At 65.1% G+C, this 1059-nt stretch carries 2 protein-coding genes and 1 riboswitch; both genes read left to right on the top strand.

Annotation, left to right across the window (positions count from 1 at the left end; genetic code table 11):
- A riboswitch (cobalamin riboswitch) is annotated at window positions 1-207 on the bottom strand. This riboswitch is flagged as partial in the annotation.
- Window positions 208-302: 95 nt separating this feature from the next.
- The gene (locus L995_RS24680; protein WP_047474025.1) at window positions 303-692 is read left to right on the top strand and encodes a hypothetical protein; all 390 of its coding nucleotides are present in this window, start codon (window positions 303-305) and stop codon (window positions 690-692) included.
- Window positions 693-803: 111 nt separating this feature from the next.
- Window positions 804-995 (top strand): helix-turn-helix transcriptional regulator, encoded by a 192-nt coding sequence (locus L995_RS24685; RefSeq protein ID WP_012205558.1) that lies wholly within the window; start codon window positions 804-806, stop codon window positions 993-995.
- The last annotated feature ends 64 nt before the right edge of the window (window positions 996-1059 follow it).

A 1059-nucleotide genomic window follows, 5' to 3' on the forward strand; every position in this document is an offset into this window, starting at 1 on the left:
CCGCGTCCAGACTGGTGACGCACTCGCCAAGGCCTTCCCGGGCTGTACGCCCAGTGGCACGGGTTTGGCGGGGGCCGGTGCCATGCACGCGGCGTTTCACTCACTGTTGCGGGGGCAGTACATGCGGGCGGCTTGATCTGGCCGCCCCATGTTTCCCGTTTAACCGCAGCCCCTGGGGCTGCTGGCACCAACGGCGGCGATTGTACGGCGGGGCGTCCGGCAGGCATGTAAAGCTTGCTTGACATGTCTTTGACGGGCATCGCACAATGTCAAGCATCCTTTACACATGCCGAGATCCATCCATGAATCGAACCCTTGCCACCAACCGCCGCTATCAGAAGGAACTGGGATTTGCGCTGCTGCTGTACTCGGCGCTGCTTGTCGGGGCGCTTGTGCTGAGTGCCGACATGGAGGCGGGTGCCCTGCGCACGGCGCTGCTGCTCAGCCCCATGCTGGCGTTTGCGCTGGCTGTACGGGCCATCGTGCGGCTGGTGCGCGATACCGACGAGTTCCTGCGCAAGTCCATGCTGGAGCAACTGGCGATTGCTGCGGCGGGTACGGCGGGCATCACCTTCACCTATGGATTCCTGGAAGTGGCAGGTTTTCCCAAGCTCAGCATGTTCATGGTGTGGCCCTTGATGGGTGCGCTCTGGGTGGCTGCCTCGGTGGCTCACTGGCTGCGCAGCCGATGAGCTGTTCCGCCAAAGTGCCCCTCCCATGAAAAATGACCCCCGCGCTCCCCTTGCTGTGCAAGGTCCGCTGGCCCCCGAGGGGGTGCCTTTTCATCTTGGGGCGGCCCGGCGATGAAAAACACCATCCGTGAACTGCGCGCCCAGCGCGGCTGGAGCCAGGCTGCGCTGGCGGACCTGCTGGGCGTGTCGCGCCAGACCGTGAACGCGATCGAGACGGGCCGCTACGACCCCAGCCTGCCGCTGGCATTCGCCATTGCCCGGGTGTTCGAGACCCGGATCGAGGCGATCTTCCAGGAGGGTTGAGCGCAGCGCTCAGGCCACGATCATGACCAGCAGCACCAGGCCCAGCAGGGCCAGGTAGACGCGG

Origin of the sequence: Delftia sp. ZNC0008 (assembly GCF_000799035.1) — a bacterium.
In the GTDB taxonomy this organism is placed as follows: Bacteria; Pseudomonadota; Gammaproteobacteria; order Burkholderiales; family Burkholderiaceae_C; genus Comamonas; species Comamonas tsuruhatensis.